Raw genomic sequence first — 17,121 nt, 5'->3', positions numbered from 1 at the left:
TGATGTATAGATGAATGTAGAGATAAAGGATATGGTTAAAAATTGGTTTATTTACAGTATTGTCGCTATTACGGTGATGGGTTGTAAACCCACCACAATTAAAACCAATATCACTCAGTCAACTATAACCGGAGTGACCAATAATGTCACTAATAACAAGGTTATTCTTAGTGATGCGCCTGAGAACTGGTGGCAGAAAACTAATATTCACGCTATGGCTGTTAGTCCAGAGAATCCGGAAATCCTCTACGTAGCCACCCATCATGGGTTACTCCAGCGTTCTGAGGCAGGGAAATGGCTGCAAGTTGGCAAAACTCGTTCTAATTTCACCAGCTTTGTGGCTCATCCCAAGGATAGCGCACGCTTGTATGCTAGCTTACATCCACCATCAGGAGGCAAGCTCGGTTTTCTGACTAGCTACAATCAAGGGCAACATTGGCAGCTCCAATCCCTGCTTGGGGTAGATTTTCTGAGTTTAGCGATCGCACCAGCTAACCCCAAGGTAATGTATGGATGGGCGGTTTCTGGAAAACAAGGCTTGTTGGGTTCAAAAGATGGTGGCAAAACCTGGAATCAATTACCAGCCCAGGGACTGGAGGATAATCCCCATAACTTAGTAGTTGACCCGCGCAATCCTGAGCACGTGTTTGCCGCTACAACTCTGGGATTATTTGAGACTAGGGATGGTGGAAAAAGCTGGATTTTAGTCCCCAATTCTCAAGAGTCCCTCGTTGCTAGTCTGGCTCTGAAGTCCAAAGCAGAAAAAACAGTAATTTATGGATTCCACATCCTTTCCGAAAAGTCCGGAGGATTCTTTAAAAGTACCGATGGGGGTAGGACTTGGGAAGCCATAAGCTCAGAAACAGGAGACTTATTTTTGTATATGGCGATCGCCCCGTCTAATCCCGAGTTTTTATACGCTGCTAATGATCAGAATGGAATCTTACAATCTAAAGATAGCGGCAAAACTTGGCAACCATTATTCTAATACTATTCCCATATAAAAGGGAGTAGGGAGTAGGGAGTAGGGAGTAGGGAGTAGGGAGTAGGGAGTAGGGAATCAAAAATTATCACAATTAATTTAGGTACCCTATAGAATTTATCTTACTATTATAAGACTATAATATAGCGTTGCTCATAGCTATGATATACACATTATTTTTACCTATTGCCTATTGCCTATTGCCTATTCCCTGCTCCCTGCTCCCTGCTCCCTGTTCCCTGCTCCATAAAACCCAAATATTTGTACTTAAAGTGCCATTAAAATTAATAATTACTATGGCTATTAATAGATTCCGTTTACGTCAATTGCACGCTTGGTTTGCCCCAATTATGGTATTGCCAGTGTTGTTGACTGTGATTACCGGTTCCTTGTTTCAGGTGGCAGTTCTTACTGATAAAAGTAGTGAATTTATTTGGCTTTTGGAACTGCACAAAGGAAAATTTGGTGCCATTAACTTACAAATGATTTATCCCTTTCTCAATGCCTTTGGTTTATTAACCTTGGCAATTACAGGTATTTCTATGTGGTTTCAGACTCGGCGACGGGTTATAGGGCAGCGCTCACGAAATAGGGAAGGAAGAGGGAACAGGGAATGATTTAGCTTGGTGTTATATAGCAAAGGGAACAGGGAACAGGGAACAGGGAACAGGGAGCAGTAGGAAAGAGATCTAAAGAGTTTTTGATGTTATGCTAAATTAGCATTGGTTTTCATGATCTATTTATAAATGCTATATCGCGCTGCATCGCTTTTTCCATAAATCTTAGTTTCACATCTCAAATTAAAACCCTATACTGTGACTATAAACGTTATCATAAACGTTATCATATCGGTGATATAAAACACACTTCAGTTAATAATAAATAACAAAAAATAAGCGGTCATAAACGAAGTTATTAACTAAACTTGAGATATCGCAATTCTCATCACGAGTGAGGTACACAGGATTTTTGGTGTTGCTGAATCGAGCAATGAATAGGAGTAGAGTGGGCATCCTGCCCGCGCGGAAATATATTGAAACTGGCAAGATGCCAGTTCCACGCAAGATGCCAGTTCCACGCAAGATGCCCATTCCACGGCAAGATGCCCATTCCACGGCAAGATGCCCGTTCCACCAAGATGCCCATTCTACGGCAAGATGCCCATTGCACAAAACTTTTAAAATCATTCCATTATTAAGCAACGCCGGATTTTTTACCACTCCCCCCACTCCCCACATTCTTACTCCGACTCCCGACTCCCGACTCCCGACTCCCGACTCCCGACTCACTCAGTAGTCAGTAGCCGCTAAATCTTATCAATTGTACCAATGCTGGTAAGGGGTTTGCCAAATCAAAGGCACGAATAATGCCTAAACCCTTTATATGACAAGCTTTTCCAGTCTTTGTTTCCTAAGGGCTGAAGTTCCATCCTGGGCGCAGCCCTATAACTTTCCGCTCTATTCATCTGAAAAATTTTTGGATAAATTTCTGATTAGCCCTTGACAAAAGTCTAGAGTAATCAGTAATATTCCTCTTCTACACACTGACCATTACATCTACTTATAGGGTCAATTATATAGTCAAATTGGGTAATTAAAAGGATTTATCTGCCATCTGACCGTCTGAGGTAGTTTACAAAATCCCCAAAGTAATCGATAATTTATAGCGATAGCAGTAGGTAAGGTAATTCAGCACCTGAGTTACCTTACCTACTGCTTAAGTTTAGCGATAACCATAAGGATAAAAATTAGTAGTTGCTGATGAACATCAACAGAAGAAATATCTTACTAGCAGGTGGTACAGCCATGGCGGCTTACACCTTGGGTGAACTGGGTAAACCTCGTAGAGCAGTCGCCCAGAATGGGGTAGTCAATGTCTACTCCTCTCGTCACTACAAGACGGATGATGACTTGTACGACAACTTCACCCGCATCACTGGTATTGAAGTGAATCTGATTGAGGGGAAAGCAAATCCATTAATAGAACGGATTAAAAGTGAGGGGGCGAATAGCCCAGCTGATGTCTTAATCACTGTTGACGCTGGTCGTCTGTGGAAAGCTGACCAGGCTGGCATTTTTGCCCCGGTTAATTCATCGGAACTCAACTCCAAGATTCCCGCTAACCTACGACACCCTGACAATCACTGGTTTGGCTTCACTAAGCGAGCGCGGGTGATTATGTATAACAAAGACAGAGTCAACCCTGCGGATCTGTCAACTTACGAAAATCTGGCTGATCCCAAATGGCAAGGTCGCATTGCTATCCGCTCATCAAGCAACGTCTATAATCAGTCTCTGGTGGCGTCACTGATTGCTAGCCTGGGTGTACCAGCAGTAAAATCATGGGTCGAGAGCTTTGTGGGTAACTTTGCTCGCAAGCCTCAGGGTAATGATCGAGCCCAAATTGAAGCGGTTGCTGCTGGGATTGCTGATATTGCGATCGCAAATACCTATTATCTACCTCGCTATATTAAATCCGATGACCCTGCCAAGCAGGGGATATTCAAGAAAGTTGGTGTATTTTTCCCCAATCAGCGAAACCGGGGTGCCCACATTAATATCAGTGGTGGCGGCTTGGTGAAAACAGCTCCTAATCCAGGAAATGCTATCAAGTTCTTAGAGTATCTAACTAGCCCTACCGCTCAGACCTTCTTTGCTCAAGCTAATAGCGAATATCCAGTGGTTTCTGGAACACCGATTGATCCCATACTTGCGGGCTTTGGTTTTCCTTTCAAGGAAGATCCAACCAGTGTTTCCCAATATGGGCCTAATAGTGCTACGGCAGTTCAACTGATGGATATTGCTGGTTGGGTGTAGCAGTTTTTAATTACGTGAAGTACTGTCGTCTTAGGGAGTAGGGAGTAGGGAGTAGGGAGTAGGGAGTAGCGCCGAGAAAGCAAAAACTCCTCGGATATCTTGACTACTGTTCCCTGTTCTCTGTTCTCTGTTCCCTTTTTTTTGATTCCAACACCATGAAGAATTTAGAATTTAGAATTTAGAATTTAGAATTTAGAATTTAGAATTTAGAATTTAGAATTTAGAATTTAGAATTTAGAATTTAGAATTTAGAATTTAGAATTTAGAATTTAGAATTTAGAATTTAGAATTTAGAATTTAGAATTTAGAATTTAGAATTCTGCCTTCTGCCTTCTGCCTTCTGCCTTCTTCATTCTTCATTCTTCATTCTTCATTCTCCATTCTGGATTCTCCATTCTGGATTCTCCATTCTGGATTCTGCCTTCTGCCTTCTGCCTTCTGCCTTCTGCCTTCTTCATTCTTCATTCTTCATTCTTCATTCTTCATTCTTCATTCTTCATTCTTCATTCTTCATTCTTCATTCTTCATTCTTCATTCTTCATTCTTCATTCTTCATTCTCCATTCTGGATTCTCCATTCTGGATTCTGGATTCTGGATTCTTCATTCTTCATTCTTCATTCTTCATTCTCCATTATTATCCCTGAGACTTAGCAATCTTTAAACTCAATAAAATTACTGGAATAATTCCTACTAAAACAATCGCTAAGGCTGGTGCTGATGCCTGTATTAATCGTTCATCGGAGGCATACTGGTAAACTCTTACTGCCAGGGTGTCAAAATTAAACGGTCGCATGATCAGAGTTGCTGGTAACTCTTTCATGACATCCACAAACACTAACATCGCTGCTGTCAACAATCCTCCCCACATTAATGGGGCGTGAACTTTGATTAGGGTAAACGTAGGACCATAACCGAGACTGCGAGAGGCATCATCTAAACTAGGCTTGATCTTACCTAGGCTGGATTCAACGGTATTGAATGAAATTGCTAGGAAGCGCACAAGATAGGCGTATACTAAAGCAATGATGGTGCCACTGAAAAGTAAACCGGTGGATAGGCCAAAGGTTGCCCGCATCCAGCTGTCAATGGTATTGTCCAACTGACCTAAGGGCATTAAGACACCAACTGCAATCACTGAACCAGGGATAGCGTAACCCATGGCAGCAGTGCGTACTGCTAAGCGCATCCCTAGTTTGGGCACTAGACGTTGCCCATAAGCCATGACTAATGCTAAGACCATAGCAATCGCAGCTGTTGTAATGGCTAATAGTAAACTATTTGTAGCTAGCTGCAAAAAATTATCATCTAAGGTTTCCTCAGCATTTTTAATGGTCATGTGCAGCAAAAATGCTGCGGGTGCTAAAAATCCAAGAGCAATGGGAAGGAAACAGGCTACAAACGCGAGTATGGCTCGGCCCCCAGTTAGTGAAAATGGCTTGATTGGCTGGTAACTACTGCTAGTCTCATAATAGCGAGATTGCTTACGAGACCAACGTTCCAGTACAATTAAAATAATTACGAATAGTAGCAAACAGGCGGCTAATTGAGCAGCGGCTGACCTCTCACCCATGCCTAACCAGGTACGATATATCCCTGTAGTGAAGGTATTTACACCGAAATACTCTACTGTCCCAAAGTCGCTTAGGGTTTCCATCAGTGCTAAGGCCAAACCTGCCATGATCGCCGGTCTGGCTAGGGGTAGAGCCACGGTGAAGAAGCCACGCCAAGGGGTGCATCCGAGGGAACGAGCAGCTTCTAGGGTACGGACGGATTGCTCTAAGAAGGCTACCCTGGTGATCAGGTAAACGTAGGGATAGAGTACTAGAGACAACATGGCGATCGCACCCCACAGAGACCGGACATTGGGAAACCAATAATCCTGCACGCTAGTCCAGCCAAACAGCTGCCGCAGCCAGGTCTGTACGGGTCCAAAAAAGTCCAGCATATTGGTGTAAGTATAGGCAAGTAAATAGGCTGGTGCTGCCAGAGGCAGTAGTAAAGCCCATTCAAACAGGCGGCTTCCCCAGAAGCGACACATGGTTACTAGCCATGCTGTTGATACCCCAAGGATTAATACTCCACTACCTACACCTAGGATTAACCACAGGGAGTTGGCAATGTAACTGCCTAAGACAGTGGAGACTAAATGACTCCATACCTCTGAAGAATCGGAGAACATACTGCCCAGCACAAATAGGACTGGTGCGCAAATCAGGAATGCGATCGCAATTACCGAGACTGTCCAACCAGGCAAACCCAGACGATGCCATGGTTTGTTACCGCTCAATAGTGCTGAAATTTTTAGTGGCATCGGGAGTTTTCAGGAATGTTTTCAGGGAGCTGAACTCAGAGGCTGTTTATAAAGTAAATGTATAGACAGCGATGAGTTGCTGAATATTGGTGGGTTACGGCGGACAGCTCTCTTCGGTGAGCTTTTAAAGTACTCCCCGCCTAACCCACCCTACGCTCAACTCTTGCAAGTATTTAGCAATAAACTATCCTATCAAATAATTGCTAACCTTGAACGAGAACAAAATGATTTTTTTTTTTCGTTCAGGGATTAAATTTTAAGATGCTTCAACTACAAACCAGTGAAGTCAAGGATATTTTGGCTCAGCAGCGCAATTTTTTCAGCACCGGTAAAACCAAAGATGTGGCATTCCGGATCGCCCAACTCAAGCGCCTCAAGCAAGTTATTTTAGAAAATGATGCTGCCATTTTAGAAGGGTTGAAAGCCGACCTGCACAAGGCGGAATTTGAATCTTATGCTACCGAAATTATCCTGGTGCAGGAAATTGATCACACCCTCAAGCATATTAAATCCTGGGTCAAGCCCAAAAGAGTCCCGGTCTCAATGGCAAATTTTCCAGGCTCGGGTCAAATTTATCCCGAACCCTTGGGAGTAGTACTGATTATCAGTCCCTGGAACTATCCATTTGCTCTAGCCATTGCTCCTTTAGTGGGTGCGATCGCAGCCGGAAACTGTTGCGTTATCAAACCCTCTGAAATCTCCCCTCACACCTCTGGTGCGATCGCAGAGATTATCCAGAAAAACTTTGACCCTGGCTATATTGCTGTAGTCGAAGGGGGAGTAGAAACCAGTCAGGAACTGTTAGCAGAAAAATTCGACCATATCTTGTTCACCGGCAGCACCCAAGTTGGCAAGATTATCATGACTGCTGCTGCCAAACACCTAACCCCGGTTACCCTAGAGTTGGGGGGTAAAAGTCCCTGCATTGTGGAGACAGATGTGCCGATAGAGACTACAGCAAAACGAATTGTTTGGGGTAAGTTTCTCAATGCCGGTCAAACCTGCGTTGCACCAGACTATCTGCTGGTCAATCGGGAGATTAAATCTGATTTACTCGAACAAATCAAAGCCTGTATCCATAAATTTTATGGAGACGATCCCGCCAAAAGTCCAGATTATGCTCGGATTATCAGTGATAAGCATTATCAGCGTTTAAGTACCTTACTCAAGGATGGTGAGATCATAATTGGTGGACAAACTAATCCAGAAGACCGCTATATTGCTCCGACGGTCATCGACAATATTTCCTTAGAGGATAAAGTGATGGAAGAGGAAATCTTTGGTCCGATTCTACCTGTGATTGAATACAGTAATTTAGATGAAGCGATTGGGATAGTTAACCAAAGACCAAAACCCTTAGCGCTATATTTTTTCTCCAGAGACAAAGCAAAGCAACAGCAGGTTTTGCAACAGACCTCTGCTGGTGGTGTTTGCTTGAATGAAACAGTTATGCATCTAAATGTTCCTTCCCTACCATTTGGTGGGGTTGGTGATAGTGGCATGGGTGCTTATCATGGTAAAGCTGGTTTTGATACCTTTTCTCACCAAAAAAGCGTGCTTAAGAAATCCTTCTGGCTGGATTTGCAGTTGCGCTATGCTCCCTACAAAGACAAACTGGGACAGATCAAGAAATTTATTAGTCGTTAGTCATTATTGGTTTTAGGGAGTAGGGAGTAGGGAGTAGGGAGTAGGGAGTAGGGAGTAGGGAGTAGGGAGTCGGGAGATAGCGCCGTCTTGGGGAGCCAGTTGCTGATCTCCCCATCTCCCCACACTTACCACACTTCCCACACTTCCCACACTTCCCATCTCCCCATCTCCCCATCTCCCCACACTGGGCGCGGCGCTATAACTAATCGCTAATAATCGGACTTCTTAGGATCATCCTCACACCAGACTCCACTGGCTAAGCCACTCCAGCAGATCATCTTCCATTTAGCCATGGATAGTTTAGGAATCTTAGCAACGAATAGCCAGTCAGAGTAATCTAGGTGCTTATAGATACCATCTTTGGCACCACTATGATTCAGCCAGCCCCAGCCAGAGATACCTTTATAGCCCCGGTGATCCGTATCATCACCAAATCGGAAGGAGTATTCATGATTACCGAAGTAGTCTACTAGATCAAAGGACTTGTACTTCTTACAGCTGATTTTCCCCTTACCCATGCCAATCTTGTACTTGCCATAGGCTTTCTCCGTGACATAGGCATCGTTGTCTTTATGTCCCACAACTTTGTAGGTAAAGTCGATATCCCAGTAGTCAGTTGTCCCTTTTTTGTAATTCTTCCCTTCTTTTTGTCCACCGAAGGCTTTTCCGTAGATGTGGATCTCACCTGTGCTGGTGTAGTCGAGGAATACCTCTGCGCCCTCGTACTCAAAATCAAAGGTATAGATATCTCTGGCATTACCAGTGAGCAGTCCATCAAGACGCAAGCCATAGGGTGGCGGACTGGCACTAGCACCAGGGTGATTGCAAAGTTGAAAGGTACACTTTTGTGGAGCAAATGTGGGCTTGAATGAGAAGGGAACTAAAAAATTGATCGGAATCTCAAATTCACAGTTGTAAGAGGATTCGTGGATATTTTCGTCAGGCATGATTTGCCCTCCAACAGGTAGTTTAGCAGGTAGTCTTAATCTCTCCCAATGATCTCATAATTGACTAACACGTTACAGTACCCTTAAGGGTACCTTTTAGTTAACTTGTAAGCATTCAGCTATCAGTTATCAGCTATCAGCTATCAGCTATCAGCGGTTTGCAATTCAGTTAGGTACAAATTTCTGGATTTTAGGGAACAGGGAACAGCGGATCACCGGAACAGGGAAGAGAGAACAGGGAAGTCGGAAGTCGGAAGTGGGAAAACAATCCTGTGTACCTGATAGTTATGCAAACCGCCGTATGCGCTATCGGCAGGGTTAAGGAGGAAACCGTTAAGAATAAAACAGGTCAGCATTCGAATAATGCTGAGTTACAGAAAGCACCTCAAGTAGCGTGCGAGGTTTATTTTAAGCTGACGGCACCTCAAGTAGCACCATCTGTAGCGCATATGCTTACGTTAAGCTTAGCAGGAGACTGGTTAAGAAAAACCCCCTGACTTGATAAGCCTAGGGGGATTTGAGGAACTAATTTCTATGAACTAATTTAAAGCCAACCGTCAAAGATTCCTGTCAAAGATTGCGAAAGAGATTAAGTGGTAACTGGTTCGGCTGGCTCAGTAGCCGCTCCGTTCTCTTCGATTTCCATTTCCTCATACTTAGTAAAGCACTTACGCTTAGCACCTACAGCTAGGTCGAGAACAATGGGTACTTCTAATTTGATGGGAACTTGGAACACACAGGGGTTATAGTATTTGTAAGCCATGGGTTTTGCCTCTTGCTTTAATTAATTTCAATCAACACATTTATATAATGTCAAATCTCACCCTGGCTTGGCAGTACCCTTGAGGGTACCTTTTTAGCAGCTGATAATAAGATGGACTAACTTAGCTGTGATTATCGGTTAACCATAAAAACTCCTCCATCCTGAGCTCAGAATGGAGGCTAGAGAGGAGATATAGGAATTAATTTATGCCCAGATATTCCTGTTAAAGATTCCTAAGGGTATTAAGTGGTAACTGGTTCGGCTGGCTCAGTAGCCGCTCCGTTCTCTTCGATTTCCATTTCCTCATACTTAGTAAAGCACTTACGCTTAGCACCTACAGCGAGATCGAGCACAATGGGTACTTCTAATTTGATCGGAACTTGGAACACACAGGGGTTATAGTATTTGTAAGCCATGGGTTTTACCTCTTGCTTTAATTCATTTCAATCAACACATTTATATAATGTCAAATCTCACCCTGGCTTGGCAGTACCCTTGAGGGTACCTTTTTTCAACTGATGATAGTCTCCCATAACTTATATCAAGTCAGGTTGAATACCCATAATAAGAGGGAGGGTGGGACCCACCCCTAACCCCCTTTTAGGTGTATGATTTTAATATTTATGCAGAAGATAGAGAAAATGAGGGAGAAAAACAACCCATAGGTAAAGGCATTTGTTGAATGACAGATGCCAGAATACGTAAAAAACCTCGTCGAAAACAACTTAAAGACAGAGGTTGTTGAGAGTGGGTCGAAAATTGCAACGGATCGGCGTCGAGGCCATCGTCGTCAGTTTCAACCGATAAACTACTAGCAGATAAACTAGTGTCAGTTAATCCTCCGACGCCAACCAACCAAATAGTCGCCACAGCAATAGCGTTACCATTGTCTTTCGGCACGTTTGGGGTCAGTCATTTTGGTGTGATGCCAACCAAAACCACCACGCTTAATGTCTTTGAACAAGCATTCAATCCAGCTACGCATACTATACCAGTAGATTTGAGCCTGTTGTGGACTCAAATCCGTTAACATTAACCAAGGGTCAGCATAACCGTGATCCCAGCGAGCTAAGAGAGTGCAATCGACACAGTTGCTTCGGAAACATCTGACTCGACCACTCCAATGCTGACCAACCTCAGTGATTAGCCCAGACAGAGGTAATTTCGATGGGGGTTGGTCACCCAAAACCTGGGATGGTTGGTAATATCCTTGAGCATTAATCCGCATCAAAGGATGCCAGCCATTAGCCACAATCCCTTGATAAAACCATTTAGCATACAACCCTCGGTCTGTGGTGACTATCACAAACCAATCATCCGGGATCCCCTGTTTGACCTGATTTAACAGCTGATGCCAGTAAGGTTGCCAACTCCCTTTTTCGGTTGCACCCACAATTTTCCAAGCTACAGGTATTCCACAGCCACGGTAGACCACACTAATTACCAAGACTGTAAAACGCTTACCCAATGTGGATGCATCTGCAGCCAGCACCAGGCTTTTTTGATCGGATGACCACCAACTTAATATCCACAACAATAAGAAGGCAAAGCTTTCACTGACTTCTATTTCTTGTCGCTTTCTGCCATATTTGTGACTTTTTTCCTTGTACCATTGCCTTAACTGCTCTCTGACATTGTTTTCTGATCGATGTTGGATTTCTGCTAAAAATACGGCTACTGTTGATAATCCACAACTTTGAGTGATGGCAATACCAAAAAAGCGACCCATTGCTAATCCCACTGCCTGAGATTTGCTCAGATGAGGCATCTTCCTCATCACTACTCTGAACCATTCTTGATACCCTTTCGGAATCTGTGTGATCATCGATGACAGTCCAATGGTGTACTAAGGTTTTTAGTTCTTTTTTCCTCTTTTGTTAAAATCATACACCTGAAAGCCCCTAACCCCTCCCAGGAGGGGAATGTGGGGAGGGTGGGAAGTGTGGGGAGATGGGGAGATGGGAACCCAGCCCTAACCCCGACCATGAGGGGAATATGGGGAGATGGGGGAGATTTTTATTAAGGGTAATTATCCCGACATGATCTTAGGGGTGATTATAGGTTTTGGTGGAAATTAAAACTCCTCCCTCCTGAGCTCAGGAGGGAGGAGAAAGAGGAGAGATAGGACTTAATTTATGCCCAGAATTTTAAAGCCAGCTGTTAAAGATTGCTAAAGAGATTAAGTGGTAACTGGTTCGGCTGGCTCAGTAGCCGCTCCGTTCTCTTCGATTTCCATTTCCTCATATTTAGTAAAGCACTTACGCTTAGCACCTACAGCTAGGTCGAGCACAATAGGTACTTCTAATTTGATGGGAACTTGGAAGACACAGGGACGATGGTATTTGTAAGCCATGGGTTTTACCTCTTGCTTTAATTAATTTCAATACATTTATATAATGTCAAATCTCACCCTGGCTTGACAGTACCCTTGAGGGTACCTTTTATAAACTGATAATAAAATGGACTAACTTAGCTGTGATTATAGGTTAAGCTCTACAATAAAACTCCTCCATCCTGAGCTCAGGAGGGAGGAGAGGGAGGAGAGATAGGACTTAATTTATGCCCAGAATTTTAAAGCCAGCTGTTAAAGATTGCTAAAGAGATTAAGTGGTAACTGGTTCGGCTGGCTCAGTAGCCGTTCCGTTCTCTTCGATTTCCATTTCCTCATATTTAGTAAAGCACTGACGCTTAGCACCTACAGCTAGGTCGAGCACAATGGGTACTTCTAATTTGATGGGAACTTGGAACACACAGGGACGATGGTATTTGTAAGCCATGGGTTTTACCTCTTGCTTTAATTAATTTCAATCAACACATTTATATAATGTCAAATCTAACCCTGGCTTGACAGTACCCTTGAGGGTACCTTTTTAGCAGCTGATAATAAAATGGACTAACTTAGCTGTGATTATAGGTTAAGCTCTACAATAAAACTCCTCCATCCTGAGCTCAGGAGGGAGGAGAGGGAGGAGAGATAGGACTTAATTTATGCCCAGAATTTAAAAGCCAGCTGTCAAAGATTCCTAAGGGGATTAAGTGGTAACTGGTTCGGCTGGCTCAGTAGCAGCTCCGTTCTCTTCGATTTCCATTTCCTCATATTTAGTAAAGCACTGACGCTTAGCACCTACAGCTAGGTCGAGCACAATGGGTACTTCTAATTTGATGGGAACTTGGAACACACAGGGACGATGGTATTTGTAAGCCATGGGTTTTACCTCTTGCTTTAATTAATTTCAATCAACACATTTATATAATGTCAAATCTAACCCTGGCTTGACAGTACCCTTGAGGGTACCTTTTTAGCAGCTGATAATAAAATGGACTAACTTAGCTGTGATTATAGGTTAAGCTCTACAATAAAACTCCTCCATCCTGAGCTCAGGAGGGAGGAGAGGGAGGAGAGATAGGACTTAATTTATGCCCAGAATTTTAAAGCCAGCTGTTAAAGATTGCTAAAGAGATTAAGTGGTAACTGGTTCGGCTGGCTCAGTAGCCGCTCCCTGGAATTCGGAAAACTTTCCTCAAGTTATTAAGCATAGATGTGCTTATCTAAATAACTGTATTTAGTGAGATTCAAAAAGTAATTAAAATTGCTACCGCCTTTTTTTTGAGACTGGGTTTATATTATTACATCTATTACATTTTGAATTGCGTAATTTGGGTTATAAAACTCAAAAATTCAAAGTTTTAGGGCTTAATATAGCAACCCTAACCCTAAATGATTTGTGAAAATTGAGGGAATTTAAACCCAGGTATAACAAGGATAACGTTTCGAAATATTACCACAACCTATTGAGGATTGCTATACTACTTTTGTGATTATGAAACTGACCTGATCCCTTCTTTGACTACCATAAATTTTTGCAGCTTTTTGCGACTACTTTCAAACCTAATGGGTAAGGGTAAGGATGCTGCTAGGGTTTCCAGCCTAACATTTTTGACCGATTGCAAAACCGTAACCAACAAACTGAAGAGTAGATATTTAGCTCTCGTGAGTTGACTTTTAAGATGATTTTGGTAAATTGTGGGTAGCATTTTTTTTGATGGGTCTGGGTGACCAATAGCAGGCCTATCTTTTTGTACCACAATTTGCTCAAATTTATATCCGGTAAAGCTTACAGGTCTTTTTGTCACCCCCTCAGAGTTATGCAAACCGCCGTAAGTGGTAACTGGTTCGGGGGACTCAGTAGCCGCTCCATTCTCTTCAATGCCCATTTCTTCATACTTAGTAAAGCACTGACGCTTAGCACCTACAGCTAGGTCGAGCACAATGGGTACTTCTAATTTGATCGGAACTTGGAACACACAGGGGTTATAGTATTTGTAAGCCATGGGTTTTACCTTTTGCTGCAATTCATTTCAATCAACACATTTATATAATGTCAAATAATATCCTGGCTTGGGAGTACCCTTGAGGGTAAATTTTATAAACTGATAATCAGATCGCCTAACTTAGGGATGATTATCGGTGAAGCAATAAATAAAAACTCCTCCATCCTGAGTCAGAATAGAGGAGATATAGGACTTAATTTGTGCCTATAATTAAATAGCTAGCCGTCAAAGATTCCTGTCAGAGATTGCTAAAAAGATTAAGTGGTAACTGGTTCGGCTGGCTCAGTAGCCGCTCCGTTCTCTTCGATTTCCATTTCCTCATACTTAGTAAAGCACTTACGCTTAGCACCTACAGCTAGATCGAGCACAATGGGTACTTCTAATTTGATGGGAACTTGGAACACACAGGGGTTATAGTATTTGTAAGCCATGGGTTTTACCTCTTGCTTTAATTAATTTCAATACATTTATATAATGTCAAATCTCACCCTGGCTTGACAGTACCCTTGAGGGTACCTTTTTAGCAGCTGATAATAAGATGGACTAACGTAAGCATTCAGCGTGTCGCGTATCAGCGTGTCGCGTATCAGCGTGTCGCGTATCAGCTATCAGTGGGCGCTTGGGCAAGCTACACCCAATAGCTTTTGAATAAGCGATGCAGTGGCCTCACGGGGGTTTCCCCCACTCGCGCTTGGGATCAAGACAACAGGTAAGCATTAGTTTAATCTGAGTAAAGTCACAGCGTCGAAGTCTATGCCACAAAGCACCTCAAGCAGCGTGAGCTAAAGGCTGACGGCTGACGGCTGACGGCTGTTCGCGCAGCGTGCGCGTAGCGCATATGCTTACGGACTAACTTAGCTGTGATTATAGGTTAAGCTCTACAATAAAACTCCTCCCTCCTGAGCTCAGGAGGGAGGAGAGATAGGACTTAATTTATGCCCAGAATTTAAAAGCCAGCTGTCAAAGATTCCTAAGGGGATTAAGTGGTAACTGGTTCGGCTGGCTCAGTAGCAGCTCCGTTCTCTTCGATTTCCATTTCCTCATACTTAGTAAAGCACTTACGCTTAGCACCTACAGCTAGGTCGAGGACAATGGGCACTTCTAATTTGATGGGAACTTGGAACACACAGGGGTTATAGTATTTGTAAGCCATGGGTTTTACCTCTTGCTTTAATTAATTTCAATACATTTATATAATGTCAAATCTCACCCTGGCTTGGCAGTACCCTTGAGGGTACCTTTTTAGCAGCTGATCTGATAGTCTTTCATAACTTAGCCTCGGTATTGGTGGGCATTGCCCATTTCATTTATAGGCTCACTAATTTTGATCTTCCTGAGCAATGCCCACCCTACGATTTTTGTCTGGTTCGGTATTGGTGGGGGTGATTATAGGTTAAGCTCTACAATAAAACTCCTCCCTCCTGAGCTCAGGAGGGAGGATAGAGAGGAGATATAGTAATTAATTTATGCCCAGAATTTAAAAGCCAGCCGTAAAAAATTAATTTCAAAGATTTCTAAGGATACAAAGTGGCAACCGGTTCGGCTGGCTCAGTAGCCGCTCCGTTCTCTTCGATTTCCATTTCCTCATATTTAGTAAAGCACTTACGCTTAGCACCTACAGCTAGGTCGAGAACAATGGGCACTTCTAATTTGATCGGAACTTGGAACACACAGGGTTTATGGTATTTGTAAGCCATGGGTTTTACCTCTTGGTGCAATTAATTTCAATCAACACATTTATATAATGTCAAATAATCCCCTGGCTTGGCAGTACCCTTGAGGGTACCTTTTTTCCCTATAGACCTACTTAATCATTAATGGGAGCACATTCGACCTTGAGTAAATCGTCGCGAATCCATCCTTTGGCACCACTTACTGGAAAACCTACTCTGTGCCAACCATAGCCAACGCTGTCTATTTTGTAATCTGGCTCTGGAGGAGTTGCTGTCAGGACGTAGACATTATCACCCACTAAACCATAACCCAAGCTTCTATAATTAGTTCCTGGTCCAGAACGTAAGGTGATCCGAGAATTGGGGTTGTTAGCAGTTAGGGTGGCTAGACAGTGGGAACGCTCACTAGGAAAAGTATGCTGAGCAAAAGCCTCAGTTGTAGGGACGGTAATTGCAGCAGCTGTAGCTAATAAGAAGATTGCTTTTTTCATTTGTTTTCTCCAATCATCGACGTTTCTTATTTACTAGTAAAATAGAAATAACAGTTGCAGTGATTGGAGACAGTGTCAGTTTATTAGTAGTCCTAAAGCTGACACCAATAAAACCTGATTTTTCCATAGTTAACACTGTTGCTAGTACAGACAGTTGAGAAACTGGTCTATGCTGGTCTTGTGGGCGGGGAATAGGGAATAGGGAATAGGGAATAGGGAATAGGGAATAGGGAGTAGGGAGTAGGGAGATGGGGAGATGGGGGGATGGGAAGTGTGGGAAGTGTGGGAAGTGTGGGAAGTGTGGGAAGTGTGGGAAGTGTGGGGCGGGGGCGCGGGGAGATAGGGGGATGGGGGGATGGGGGGATGGGGAGATGAGCAACTGCAGTTGAAACTGCTAAAACCACGCTGCATCACTACTTGATTAACTCTAGCATGCATGCCTCTTGCCTCTTGCTTTGCCCGTAGCGCTATATCAGCAGGAGACTGACAAAAAAAATCCCCTGGCTTGATCAGCCTAGGGGGGTTTCAGGGATTAATTACTATGAGCTACTTCAAAGCCAGCCGTCAGAGATTCCTGTCAAATATTCCTAAAGGGACTAAGTGGTAGCAGGTGCGGGTGACTCAGTAGCTTCGTTACCTTCTACCTCTTCGATCTCCATTTCCTCATATTTGTCAAAACACTTGCGCTTAGCAGCGACAGCGATGTCGAGAACAATGGGTACTTCTAATTTGATCGGAACTTGGAACACACAGGGGTTATAGTATTTGTAAGCCATGGGGTTTACCTCTTGCTCGAATTCATTTCAATGAACACATTTCTAGAATGTCAGATCTAACTCTGGCTTCACAGTACCCTTGAGGGTACCTTTTTTTTGAGCTGATCAGCTCATGGCCTAAGAGACTGTTTATAAAGTCAATCTAATCACCGCTTAAGTCGCTGACTATTGGTGGGTTACGGCGGACAGCTCTGTTCAAGCGATGCAGCGCGGTCTTGGGGTTTCCCCCACTCGCGCAATAATCAATACAAGGTAAGCTTTCAAAATACTTGCCGCCTAACCCACCCTACTGGCGTGGCAAGCCTTAAATGTTGGATTAGAAACAGATGGGGTAGTGTGGGGGGTGTGGGAGGTGTGGGAGGTGTGGGGGGCGCGGGGCGGG

General features: G+C 43.4%; 22 protein-coding genes. 6 read left to right on the top strand and 16 right to left on the bottom strand.

The window, feature by feature from the left end:
• Positions 1-10 precede the first annotated feature (10 nt).
• From F6J90_RS16420 to F6J90_RS16405, 4 genes are all read left to right on the top strand, one after another.
• Positions 11-988, top strand: coding sequence for a F510_1955 family glycosylhydrolase (locus F6J90_RS16420; RefSeq protein WP_293095565.1), 978 nt, complete (start codon positions 11-13; stop codon positions 986-988).
• A 155-nt stretch (positions 989-1,143) separates the two neighbouring features.
• The gene (locus tag F6J90_RS16415; RefSeq protein ID WP_293095562.1) at positions 1,144-1,599 is read left to right on the top strand and encodes a hypothetical protein; all 456 of its coding nucleotides are present in this window, start codon (positions 1,144-1,146) and stop codon (positions 1,597-1,599) included.
• A 334-nt stretch (positions 1,600-1,933) separates the two neighbouring features.
• Positions 1,934-2,278, top strand: a complete 345-nt coding sequence (locus F6J90_RS16410; RefSeq protein WP_293095560.1) for a hypothetical protein — start codon at positions 1,934-1,936, stop codon at positions 2,276-2,278.
• A gap of 464 nt (positions 2,279-2,742) precedes the next feature.
• Positions 2,743-3,798, top strand: coding sequence for a Fe(3+) ABC transporter substrate-binding protein (locus F6J90_RS16405; RefSeq protein WP_293095557.1), 1,056 nt, complete (start codon positions 2,743-2,745; stop codon positions 3,796-3,798).
• Between the two features lie 635 nt (positions 3,799-4,433).
• On the opposite strand, the gene F6J90_RS16400 is transcribed toward F6J90_RS16405, so the two are convergent.
• The gene (locus tag F6J90_RS16400; RefSeq protein WP_293095554.1) at positions 4,434-6,110 is read right to left on the bottom strand and encodes an iron ABC transporter permease; all 1,677 of its coding nucleotides are present in this window, start codon (positions 6,108-6,110) and stop codon (positions 4,434-4,436) included.
• Between the two features lie 261 nt (positions 6,111-6,371).
• Here F6J90_RS16400 and F6J90_RS16395 point away from each other — a divergent pair, with 261 nt between their 5' ends.
• Positions 6,372-7,757, top strand: a complete 1,386-nt coding sequence (locus F6J90_RS16395; RefSeq protein WP_293095551.1) for an aldehyde dehydrogenase — start codon at positions 6,372-6,374, stop codon at positions 7,755-7,757.
• 12 nt (positions 7,758-7,769) lie between these two features.
• On the opposite strand, the gene F6J90_RS16390 is transcribed toward F6J90_RS16395, so the two are convergent.
• The 4 genes from F6J90_RS16390 to F6J90_RS16375 all read right to left on the bottom strand — a co-directional run bounded on the left by F6J90_RS16390 (position 7,770) and on the right by F6J90_RS16375 (position 9,883).
• Entirely contained in the window at positions 7,770-7,940 is a 171-nt protein-coding gene (locus F6J90_RS16390; protein ID WP_293095548.1) for a hypothetical protein, read from the bottom strand.
• Between the two features lie 26 nt (positions 7,941-7,966).
• On the bottom strand, positions 7,967-8,704 hold the full coding sequence (locus F6J90_RS16385) for a hypothetical protein (protein ID WP_293095545.1): 738 nt from the start codon (positions 8,702-8,704) through the stop codon (positions 7,967-7,969).
• Positions 8,705-9,293: 589 nt separating this feature from the next.
• Positions 9,294-9,467: a hypothetical protein gene (locus tag F6J90_RS16380; protein ID WP_293095533.1), complete on the bottom strand. Its 174-nt coding sequence runs from the start codon at positions 9,465-9,467 to the stop codon at positions 9,294-9,296.
• Positions 9,468-9,709: 242 nt separating this feature from the next.
• Positions 9,710-9,883 carry a hypothetical protein gene (locus F6J90_RS16375; RefSeq protein ID WP_293095533.1) on the bottom strand — a complete coding sequence of 58 codons (174 nt, stop codon included), beginning with the start codon at positions 9,881-9,883 and terminating at the stop codon, positions 9,710-9,712.
• Positions 9,884-10,156: 273 nt separating this feature from the next.
• On the opposite strand from F6J90_RS16375, the gene F6J90_RS16370 reads away from it, so the two are divergent.
• Complete coding sequence (locus F6J90_RS16370) at positions 10,157-10,282, top strand: hypothetical protein (RefSeq protein ID WP_293090694.1); 126 nt, start codon at positions 10,157-10,159, stop codon at positions 10,280-10,282.
• 65 nt (positions 10,283-10,347) lie between these two features.
• Here the strand turns inward: F6J90_RS16370 and F6J90_RS16365 are convergent, their stop codons facing one another.
• The 11 genes from F6J90_RS16365 to F6J90_RS16315 form a co-directional block, all read right to left on the bottom strand.
• A complete protein-coding gene (locus F6J90_RS16365; RefSeq protein WP_293090693.1) occupies positions 10,348-11,292 on the bottom strand; it encodes a transposase in 945 nt (314 codons plus the stop codon).
• A gap of 354 nt (positions 11,293-11,646) precedes the next feature.
• Positions 11,647-11,820 (bottom strand): hypothetical protein, encoded by a 174-nt coding sequence (locus F6J90_RS16360; RefSeq protein WP_293095542.1) that lies wholly within the window; start codon positions 11,818-11,820, stop codon positions 11,647-11,649.
• A gap of 250 nt (positions 11,821-12,070) precedes the next feature.
• The gene (locus tag F6J90_RS16355; protein WP_293095539.1) at positions 12,071-12,244 is read right to left on the bottom strand and encodes a hypothetical protein; all 174 of its coding nucleotides are present in this window, start codon (positions 12,242-12,244) and stop codon (positions 12,071-12,073) included.
• Positions 12,245-12,499: 255 nt separating this feature from the next.
• Positions 12,500-12,673, bottom strand: a complete 174-nt coding sequence (locus F6J90_RS16350; RefSeq protein WP_293095536.1) for a hypothetical protein — start codon at positions 12,671-12,673, stop codon at positions 12,500-12,502.
• 613 nt (positions 12,674-13,286) lie between these two features.
• Complete coding sequence (locus F6J90_RS16345; RefSeq protein ID WP_293097914.1) at positions 13,287-13,799, bottom strand: hypothetical protein; 513 nt, start codon at positions 13,797-13,799, stop codon at positions 13,287-13,289.
• Between the two features lie 257 nt (positions 13,800-14,056).
• Positions 14,057-14,230 carry a hypothetical protein gene (locus tag F6J90_RS16340; RefSeq protein ID WP_293095533.1) on the bottom strand — a complete coding sequence of 58 codons (174 nt, stop codon included), beginning with the start codon at positions 14,228-14,230 and terminating at the stop codon, positions 14,057-14,059.
• A gap of 548 nt (positions 14,231-14,778) precedes the next feature.
• Positions 14,779-14,952: a hypothetical protein gene (locus tag F6J90_RS16335; RefSeq protein WP_293095533.1), complete on the bottom strand. Its 174-nt coding sequence runs from the start codon at positions 14,950-14,952 to the stop codon at positions 14,779-14,781.
• 361 nt (positions 14,953-15,313) lie between these two features.
• Complete coding sequence (locus tag F6J90_RS16330) at positions 15,314-15,496, bottom strand: hypothetical protein (protein WP_293095531.1); 183 nt, start codon at positions 15,494-15,496, stop codon at positions 15,314-15,316.
• Between the two features lie 110 nt (positions 15,497-15,606).
• Positions 15,607-15,963 carry an SH3 domain-containing protein gene (locus tag F6J90_RS16325; RefSeq protein WP_293095529.1) on the bottom strand — a complete coding sequence of 119 codons (357 nt, stop codon included), beginning with the start codon at positions 15,961-15,963 and terminating at the stop codon, positions 15,607-15,609.
• Between the two features lie 167 nt (positions 15,964-16,130).
• Positions 16,131-16,367 carry a hypothetical protein gene (locus tag F6J90_RS16320; RefSeq protein WP_293095526.1) on the bottom strand — a complete coding sequence of 79 codons (237 nt, stop codon included), beginning with the start codon at positions 16,365-16,367 and terminating at the stop codon, positions 16,131-16,133.
• Between the two features lie 192 nt (positions 16,368-16,559).
• Positions 16,560-16,739, bottom strand: coding sequence for a hypothetical protein (locus F6J90_RS16315; protein WP_293095523.1), 180 nt, complete (start codon positions 16,737-16,739; stop codon positions 16,560-16,562).
• Between the last annotated feature and the right edge of the window lie 382 nt (positions 16,740-17,121).

Source organism: Moorena sp. SIOASIH (genome assembly GCF_010671925.1).
GTDB lineage: Bacteria > Cyanobacteriota > Cyanobacteriia > Cyanobacteriales > Coleofasciculaceae > Moorena.
Note: the sequence above shows the minus strand (reverse complement) of the source record. Positions and strands in the feature narration are given on the sequence as shown.

What these genes read in the sequence shown, in the direction of transcription:
- F6J90_RS16325 (WP_293095529.1), bottom strand. Translation starts at nt 15,963, where the DNA reads ATGAAAAAAGCAATCTTCTTATTAGCTACAGCTGCTGCAATTACCGTC.
- F6J90_RS16365 (WP_293090693.1), bottom strand. Translation starts at nt 11,292, where the DNA reads ATGATCACACAGATTCCGAAAGGGTATCAAGAATGGTTCAGAGTAGTG.
- F6J90_RS16405 (WP_293095557.1), top strand. Translation starts at nt 2,743, where the DNA reads ATGAACATCAACAGAAGAAATATCTTACTAGCAGGTGGTACAGCCATG.
- F6J90_RS16415 (WP_293095562.1), top strand. Translation starts at nt 1,144, where the DNA reads ATGATATACACATTATTTTTACCTATTGCCTATTGCCTATTGCCTATT.
- F6J90_RS16400 (WP_293095554.1), bottom strand. Translation starts at nt 6,110, where the DNA reads ATGCCACTAAAAATTTCAGCACTATTGAGCGGTAACAAACCATGGCAT.
- F6J90_RS16360 (WP_293095542.1), bottom strand. Translation starts at nt 11,820, where the DNA reads ATGGCTTACAAATACCATCGTCCCTGTGTCTTCCAAGTTCCCATCAAA.
- F6J90_RS16370 (WP_293090694.1), top strand. Translation starts at nt 10,157, where the DNA reads ATGCCAGAATACGTAAAAAACCTCGTCGAAAACAACTTAAAGACAGAG.
- F6J90_RS16355 (WP_293095539.1), bottom strand. Translation starts at nt 12,244, where the DNA reads ATGGCTTACAAATACCATCGTCCCTGTGTGTTCCAAGTTCCCATCAAA.
- F6J90_RS16420 (WP_293095565.1), top strand. Translation starts at nt 11, where the DNA reads ATGAATGTAGAGATAAAGGATATGGTTAAAAATTGGTTTATTTACAGT.
- F6J90_RS16345 (WP_293097914.1), bottom strand. Translation starts at nt 13,799, where the DNA reads ATGGCTTACAAATACTATAACCCCTGTGTGTTCCAAGTTCCGATCAAA.
- F6J90_RS16385 (WP_293095545.1), bottom strand. Translation starts at nt 8,704, where the DNA reads ATGCCTGACGAAAATATCCACGAATCCTCTTACAACTGTGAATTTGAG.
- F6J90_RS16375 (WP_293095533.1), bottom strand. Translation starts at nt 9,883, where the DNA reads ATGGCTTACAAATACTATAACCCCTGTGTGTTCCAAGTTCCGATCAAA.
- F6J90_RS16335 (WP_293095533.1), bottom strand. Translation starts at nt 14,952, where the DNA reads ATGGCTTACAAATACTATAACCCCTGTGTGTTCCAAGTTCCCATCAAA.
- F6J90_RS16340 (WP_293095533.1), bottom strand. Translation starts at nt 14,230, where the DNA reads ATGGCTTACAAATACTATAACCCCTGTGTGTTCCAAGTTCCCATCAAA.
- F6J90_RS16330 (WP_293095531.1), bottom strand. Translation starts at nt 15,496, where the DNA reads ATGGCTTACAAATACCATAAACCCTGTGTGTTCCAAGTTCCGATCAAA.
- F6J90_RS16315 (WP_293095523.1), bottom strand. Translation starts at nt 16,739, where the DNA reads ATGGCTTACAAATACTATAACCCCTGTGTGTTCCAAGTTCCGATCAAA.
- F6J90_RS16380 (WP_293095533.1), bottom strand. Translation starts at nt 9,467, where the DNA reads ATGGCTTACAAATACTATAACCCCTGTGTGTTCCAAGTTCCCATCAAA.
- F6J90_RS16395 (WP_293095551.1), top strand. Translation starts at nt 6,372, where the DNA reads ATGCTTCAACTACAAACCAGTGAAGTCAAGGATATTTTGGCTCAGCAG.
- F6J90_RS16350 (WP_293095536.1), bottom strand. Translation starts at nt 12,673, where the DNA reads ATGGCTTACAAATACCATCGTCCCTGTGTGTTCCAAGTTCCCATCAAA.